General features: G+C 57.8%; 6 protein-coding genes. 2 read left to right on the forward strand and 4 right to left on the reverse strand.

The genetic code is table 11. From position 1 onward, the window contains the following. Positions 1-5 precede the first annotated feature (5 nt). Genes EDF82_RS24015 through EDF82_RS24025 form a run of 3 tightly spaced genes read right to left on the reverse strand, consistent with a single transcriptional unit; the run spans position 6 to position 3,115 of the window. Positions 6-1,307 carry an efflux RND transporter periplasmic adaptor subunit gene (locus tag EDF82_RS24015; protein ID WP_123757984.1) on the reverse strand — a complete coding sequence of 434 codons (1,302 nt, stop codon included), beginning with the start codon at positions 1,305-1,307 and terminating at the stop codon, positions 6-8. Between the two features lie 45 nt (positions 1,308-1,352). Then, positions 1,353-1,700, reverse strand: coding sequence for a cation efflux system protein CusF (gene cusF, locus EDF82_RS24020; protein WP_123757960.1), 348 nt, complete (start codon positions 1,698-1,700; stop codon positions 1,353-1,355). Positions 1,701-1,729: 29 nt separating this feature from the next. Beyond that, positions 1,730-3,115 (reverse strand): efflux transporter outer membrane subunit, encoded by a 1,386-nt coding sequence (locus tag EDF82_RS24025; RefSeq protein ID WP_123757961.1) that lies wholly within the window; start codon positions 3,113-3,115, stop codon positions 1,730-1,732. A gap of 173 nt (positions 3,116-3,288) precedes the next feature. Here EDF82_RS24025 and EDF82_RS24030 point away from each other — a divergent pair, with 173 nt between their 5' ends. Together EDF82_RS24030 and EDF82_RS24035 are read left to right on the forward strand one after the other, a co-directional pair. Further along, positions 3,289-3,972 carry a copper/silver response regulator transcription factor gene (locus EDF82_RS24030; RefSeq protein WP_123757962.1) on the forward strand — a complete coding sequence of 228 codons (684 nt, stop codon included), beginning with the start codon at positions 3,289-3,291 and terminating at the stop codon, positions 3,970-3,972. Beyond that, complete coding sequence (locus EDF82_RS24035; protein ID WP_123757963.1) at positions 3,962-5,413, forward strand: Cu(+)/Ag(+) sensor histidine kinase; 1,452 nt, start codon at positions 3,962-3,964, stop codon at positions 5,411-5,413. The genes EDF82_RS24030 and EDF82_RS24035 overlap by 11 nt, the downstream gene beginning before the upstream one ends. A 55-nt stretch (positions 5,414-5,468) precedes the next feature. On the opposite strand, the gene EDF82_RS24040 is transcribed toward EDF82_RS24035, so the two are convergent. Continuing rightward, entirely contained in the window at positions 5,469-6,590 is a 1,122-nt protein-coding gene (locus tag EDF82_RS24040) for a cupin domain-containing protein (RefSeq protein ID WP_123757964.1), read from the reverse strand. Between the last annotated feature and the right edge of the window lie 583 nt (positions 6,591-7,173).

Raw genomic sequence — 7,173 nt, forward strand, 5'->3', positions numbered from 1 at the left:
TTTCCTCAGTGGACGTGTGCCGCCGGTGCTGCGCTTGCCGGAGCCGTACTTGCTGGTGTTGCGGCAGGCGTCTGCGCGCGCATGCGATCCAGCGCCCCGGAGATATTGGCTTCTGAATCAATCAGGAACAGGCCGCTGGAGACCACGTTCTCGCCTTCGCTGAGGCCGCTGCGCACCGCGGTCATGCCGTTGGATTGCTGGAAGACGTCGATACGTTTCGGCACGAAGCGCCCGTCGCTATCGACGGTGATCACCCGTTGCTCGGTGCCGGTATCGATCAGCGCTTTAGAAGGGATCAGCAGCATCGGCTGACTTTGCGTGCTCAGCCGGAGCCAGGCGTTCATTCCCGGCTTCAGCGCTTCATCCGGGTTGTCCACCTGCAGGCGCAGCTGGAGGGTGCGGGTCTCGGCATCGGCGCTGGGCAAAATGGTCCATTTGCTGATGGTGAAGGTCTTATCGGGCCACGCCGGAACCGAGATCGTAAACTGCGAGCTGTCTTTGAGCAGCCAGGCGATAGATTCCGGCACTGCGGCGCTGATCCACACCGGGTCCATCCCCTGAATCTTCGCCACTACGTTATCTTTGGTGATGTTCATCCCGCTGCGTAAATCAAACGCGGTAATCACGCCGTCGATGGGCGCTTTGAGGGTGAAGCGGGTCTGGATTTTGCGCGTCGCTTTGAGGCGACGAATATCCTCCTCCGGCATCCCGGCGAGGCGCAGGCGCTCGAGGATCCCCTCTACCTGGGTGGCGGTGCCGCCGGTTTCCCGCAGCAGTAAATATTCACTCTGGGCTTCGACCCAGTCGGGGATCGTCAGGTCGACCAGCGGCGTGCCCTGGCGGATTTTATCGCCGACGGTCAGAGGGTAAACCTTGTCGATAAACCCCGCCGAGCGCGCCTGGACAATGACAAACTGATATTCGTTAAAGCTGACGCTTGCCGGAAGCAGCTGCGAGAAATGCAGCGGTCCGCGGCGCACGGGTTCGGTTTTTAAGCCCAGGTTTTGGGTTTGCGTCGGGTCGATGCGCACGCCGGGCGTGCTGGACGCCGCTGCGTCTTCATCGGCATATTTTGCTACCAGGTCCATGTCCATAAACGGCGACTTGCCCGGCTTATCAAAACGGGTGTTGGGGTACATCGGGTCATACCAGAACAAGACTTTACGGGCGGCGTGTTCGCCGCTCGCCACCGCGCTGTCTGCTACGGCGGGGGGCGAAAAATAGCGATACAGGCCTGCGGAGATAAGACCGCCAATCAGCATACTGCCGATGATTAGCGCACTGTTTTTGCGGGTGAACGATGCCATATCTTTATCCATATCAACGTTATTGGTGGTTATCTCCGTGGGCCGTTATTGCGCGAGATGGATGTCCTGTAATAAGGAGAGGTTGCCCTGCTGCACAAAGGTAAAGGCGACTTTGCTGCCGGTTTTAATGTCGTTGAGCTGGGTTTGCGGGGTGATGGTGAAGCGCATGGTCATCGGCGGCCAGTTCACGGCCGGGATGGCATCGTGGGCGATGGTGACCTTTTTGCTTTCCATATCAATGGATTTGACTTCGCCGGTGGCGCTGATGGCCTGCGCCTGCTGCGCGGCAGGCTGACTGTTCATCATGTCGCCATGCTGGTGCTCAGCGGCCTGGGCGCTAAACATCACTGCGGAAAGAAAGCCAAAAACGATCGTTTTCGTGACCTGATTCATGATTCATGCTCCTGAGAGTAAGTAAAAAGTTATTCCACCCATCCGCCGCCAAGGGCGGTGAACAGTGCGATTTCGTTGACCTGACGGGCGTAGTTGAGGTCCAGCAGGGTTTGCCGGGTGGTGAACAGCGAACGCTCGGCGTCCAGCACTTCGATGTAGCTCACCGCCCCGTGCTGATAGAGCGTTCTTGCCCGCTGCAGTGTGATTTGCAGCGAGGCGAGGTAGCGCTGCTGGGCGCTGATTTGGTCGGCCAGGCTCTGGCGCAGGGCCAGGGCGTCGGCGACCTCTTTAAACGCGGTCTGGATTTTTTGTTCGTAATTCACCACCGACTGCTGCTGGCGGATTTCGGCAAGATCGAGGTTGGACTGATTGCGCCCGGCGTTAAAAATCGGCAGCTCGATGTTGGGGACGAAATTCCACAACCCGCTGGCGGGGTTAAATAAGCGCGATAGGTCGGTGCTGCTGCTGGATAACGAACTGGTTAAGGTTATCGACGGGAAAAATGCCGCGCGTGCGGCGCCAATATTGGCATTGGCGGCGCGTAAACCGTGCTCGGCTTCTAAGATATCCGGGCGCTGCAACAGGATCTGCGACGACAGCCCGGGCGGTAAGACCACGCCGTTGATATCAAGCAGGCTGCTGGCCGCGTCATCGGGCAGATGCTGATAGCTGCCGAGCAGCAGCTGTAACGCATTGTTGGCCTGCGCCAGTTCGCCTTCACGTTTGGCGATATCGGCGCGGGTGCTTTCGATCACCCCGCGAGCCTGCTCCAGAGCCAGCACATTGGTGCTGCCGGTCAGCAGTTGTTTCTCCACAAAGGCGTAGGACTGCTGATAGTTCTGCAATGTTTCCTGGGCCACCTGTAGCTGGGCCCAGGCCAGGCGCTGGTTGAAATAGCTTTGCGACACATTGGAGATCAGCAGGATATGGACCGCCCGGCGGGCCTCTTCGCTGGCGAAATAGTTTTGCCGGTCGGCCTCGCTTAAGTTCTTCAGTCGGCCGAAGAAATCGAGATCGAAGCTGAGGTTAAGCCCGGCCTGATAGTCGCTGTTGGTGGTGGTATCGCCTTTGAGTTTGCCGCTGTAGGTGGTGCTGGCGGCGCTGTTCAGCTGCGGGTAGCGGTCGGCGTCGGTGACGCCATATTGCGCTCGCGCCTCCTGAACCTTGAGCGTCGCCATGCGCAAATCACGGTTGTTCAGCAGCGCTTCGCCAATCAGCGATTTGACCTGCGGGTCGACGAAAAACGTCCGCCAGCCGGTATCCTGATAGTGGGCAGTGGCGGCGACCAGTTTGTTCTGGCTGAGCGAGAACTGCTGCGGCACCGGCGAGGCCGGCTGCTGGTACTCTGGCGCCAGCGAGAGACAGCCGGTCAGAGCAAAGACCACGCTGAGCGTGATGAGCTTTAATGTGCGCATAGGGCAGGTCGTTTTTTGGCGATGATTGAATGGCTGGTACTTTACAAAACCGCCTCTGTTCGACGCGTGACAGGAAAATGACAATGCTGTCATTTTCCTGAGAATTCATTGCTATCCGGTCGCTCTCCACTAGAATTGGAAACCCGCACAAACGGCGCGTGAAGGAGCATGTCATGAAGATTTTGATCGTCGAAGATGAGAAGAAAACCGGTGAGTACCTGACCAAAGGGCTGACGGAGTCCGGTTTTGTCGTCGATCTGGCCGATAACGGCCTGAACGGCTATCACCTGGCGATGACCGGCGATTATGACCTGCTGATCCTCGACATTATGCTGCCGGATGTGAACGGCTGGGATATTGTCAGAATGCTGCGCGCCGCCGGGAAAAGCATGCCGGTTCTGCTGCTGACGGCGCTGGGTACCGTCGAGCACCGGGTCAAGGGGCTGGAGCTGGGGGCGGATGATTATCTGGTGAAGCCGTTCGCGTTTGCCGAACTGCTGGCGCGGGTAAGAACCCTGCTGCGGCGCGGGGCGTCGGCTATCGTCGAAAACCAGTTTCAGGCGGCGGATTTATTCGTCGACCTGCCCAGCCGCAAAGTAACCCGCAGCGGCGCGCGGATCACCCTGACCAGCAAAGAGTTCACGCTACTGGAGTTCTTCCTGCGTCATCAGGGGGAGGTACTGCCCCGGTCGCTGATTGCCTCCCAGGTCTGGGATATGAACTTTGACAGCGACACCAACGCCATCGACGTGGCGGTGAAGCGGCTGCGGGCCAAAATAGATAATGATTTTGAGCCGAAGCTTATCCAGACCGTGCGCGGCGTCGGCTATATGCTTGAGGTGCCGGATGGCGAGTAAGTGGCTGCAGCGGCCGTTTTCGCTGGCGACCCGGCTGACCTTTTTTATCAGCCTGGCGACGGTGGTGGCGTTCTTTGCGTTCACCTGGATAATGATCAACTCGGTCAAAGCGCACTTTGAAGAGCGCGACGTTCACGACTTAAAGCAGCTGGCGACCACCCTGGAAACGGTGCTCAATCATGGCGATGACTCGCAGGCGCGACGGCTGGAAATCCTGAAAAACGTTATCGATGGCTATGCCAATGTCTTTATCTGTCTGGATGATGCCAACGGCACGATCCTGTTCCAGTCGCCAAATGGCCCGGACCTGAGCCATATTCTGCGCACTCCGGGGCTGGCGGCGCAGCTGCAGGACGGGAGCGTGATCTCGTGGACCGACCCGCACCCGCAGGTCATGACCCATGATAATCATCAGCTGCAGACCCGCGCCTGGCGGCTGATTATGCTGCCCCTCGGCAAGCAGGCGGATGGCAAACCGGCGTATCACCTGCTGATGGCCTTATCGATCGATTTCCATCTGCACTATATTAATGAGCTGAAGGCGAAGCTGGTGTCGGCGGCGTCGGTGATCAGCCTGCTTATCATCCTGATTGTGCTGTTCGTGGTCTATCAGGGGCACAAACCCATTCGCCAGGTCAGCCGACAGATTCAGAACATCACTTCGAAAGATCTCGACGTGCGTTTAGATCCTGGCCGTGTCCCGGTTGAACTGGAACGGCTGGTGCTCTCTTTTAACCATATGCTGGAACGTATTGAGGATGTCTTTACGCGCCAGTCGAACTTCTCCGCCGACATTGCCCATGAGATCCGCACGCCGATCACCAACCTGGTGACGCAAACCGAAATCGCTCTCAGCCAGACTCGTAATCAGAAAGAGCTGGAAGAGGTGCTGTACTCCAATCTGGAAGAGTTCTCGCGGATGTCGCGGATGGTCAGCGACATGCTGTTTCTGGCGCAGGCGGACAATAACCAACTGACGCCTGAGCAGAAAACCATGAATCTGGTGGATGAGGTCAATAAGGTGTTCGACTTCTTCGAGGCGTGGGCCGAAGAGCAGGCGGTGACGCTGCGTCTGAGCGGGAGCGCTGGTTGGGTGACCGGCGATCCGCTGATGCTGCGCCGGGCGATCGGTAACCTGCTATCGAACGCCATTCGCTATACCCCGGCCCAGCAGGCGGTGACGATCCATATCCATGAACGCCAGGGGCAGGTGACGCTGGTGGTGGAAAACCCCGGTAAGCCGATTGCCGCCGAGCATTTGCCCCGGCTGTTCGATCGTTTCTATCGCGTCGACCCGTCCCGCCAGCGCAGCGGCGAGGGGAGTGGGATCGGCCTGGCGATCGTGAAGTCTATTGTGACGGCCCATCACGGCAGCGTGGCGGTGGAGTCCGACAGCCGCTCAACGCGGTTTATCCTGACGTTACCAACGCAGCAGTTGTAACTGCCGGAAGCCGGAGCTATCAGGCTCCCGGCTATCCGGCGGTAGTACGGCGGGATTACTCTTCGAAGTACCAGTAGCCCTGGTTGATCAGGCGCGTCAGTTCCGTCACAAAGGCCGGGTTCTGCAGCGCATCGCCCAGCTCTTGCTGGCTCAGGGTGGTGTAACGGCACAGGGCGTCCAGCGACTGAGCATCGGTTGTTTCCAGACGCTCGCTGTTCACAAAGAAGCTGTCGCCGATATGCAGCACCCGCAGTCCGCTCAGGCGGCACAGGTTTTCCCCGCCGGCCAGTGCATCGACGATTTCATCTTCAGCATACGGCGGTTCCGCCGGGGCGACGTCCAGCTCATGACGTGGCGTGGTCGCGAAGCGGCCGAACCACTGGGTAAAGTCTTCCGGCTGGTTAATCATGTCGATCATCATCGTGCGCAGGCGTTCGAGTTCGTACTCTTCTACCCGGCCAGGATGTTCGCGACAGGTGAGGTCCGGATCGCTGTAGTGTTCGCCGCCGAGGTCGTTTTCCAGCGCATAGTCCGCAAAGCTGCTGATCAGGTCGCGGCCATTAGGGCCACGGAAGCCCACAGAGTAGTTCAGCGCGGTCTCGTGGGTGATGCCATCGTGTGGGAATCCCGGCGGAATATAGAGAATATCGCCAGGTTCCAGATCTTCATCGATGATCGGTGGGAAAGGATCGACATGCAGCAGCGCCGGGTGCGGACAGAACTGGCGCATCGGCAGCTTGTCCCCAACGCGCCAGCGACGGCTGCCCATTCCCTGAATAATAAAGACATCATACTGGTCGATATGCGGACCCACGCCGCCGCCGGGGACCGAGAAGGAGATCATCAGATCGTCCAGGCGCCAGTCCGGCAGAACGCGGAACGGGCGGACCAGTTCGGCGGCAGGCATATGCCAGTGGTTCACCGCCTGGGCCAGCAGGGACCAGCCGGTCTCGCCCAGACCGTCGAAATGTTCAAACGGCCCGTTGCTGGCCTGCCACTGATCGTTGACCAGGCTTACCAGGCGACTGTCGACTTCCGGCTCCATGGCCAGGCCAGCCAGCTCGTCCGGGGTAATCGGATCGACGAAGTTCGGGAAAGCCTGCTTTAACACTACCGGCTGCTTTTGCCAGTACTTCTCTAAAAACTCGGGCCAGTTAATGTTCAGTTGATAAGCCATAGATTCACACCAGTCATGAAGAAACGGGCCTGATTATAGAAAGGTGTCGGTGGCGGGCGCTTTGTCATGCGTCAAAGCCGCTGCTTAATTCACCATCGCGGAAGGGCGTTTTCCATTGCTATATATGTATGGCAATGGATGACCATGAGAGAAGAACCGGGAGCAGCAAGGATAACGTGTTCTTTTGTCTGCGAGGCGAAATAGTGTGAATACGTCTGCAGGCCGCGTGGCATCTGGGTTTCTTTGTTATCAGGCCAGCGCGGGAATAACCGTTTCGTTTAAATAATGAGCGCTTGATAAGTTTTTTGTATTTTAGCGCTTGCCATCCAAAGAGAACTCCCTATAATGCGCTCCCACTGACACGGCAAATGTGAACAACTTCACAGAGTAAGCCGGGTCGGAAAGAGAAAACTTCTGAAAAATGAGGTTGACTCTGAAAGAGGAAAGCGTAATATACGCCACCTCGCGACAGAGCGCCAAGCGCCGTCGCACTGCTCTTTAACAATTTATCAGACAATCTGTGTGGGCACTCAAAGTGACATGGATTCTTAACGTCCTCGGACGAAAAATGAATACCAAGTCT

The organism is Klebsiella sp. BIGb0399 (genome assembly GCF_003752615.1).
Lineage (GTDB): Bacteria > Pseudomonadota > Gammaproteobacteria > Enterobacterales > Enterobacteriaceae > Klebsiella > Klebsiella lignicola.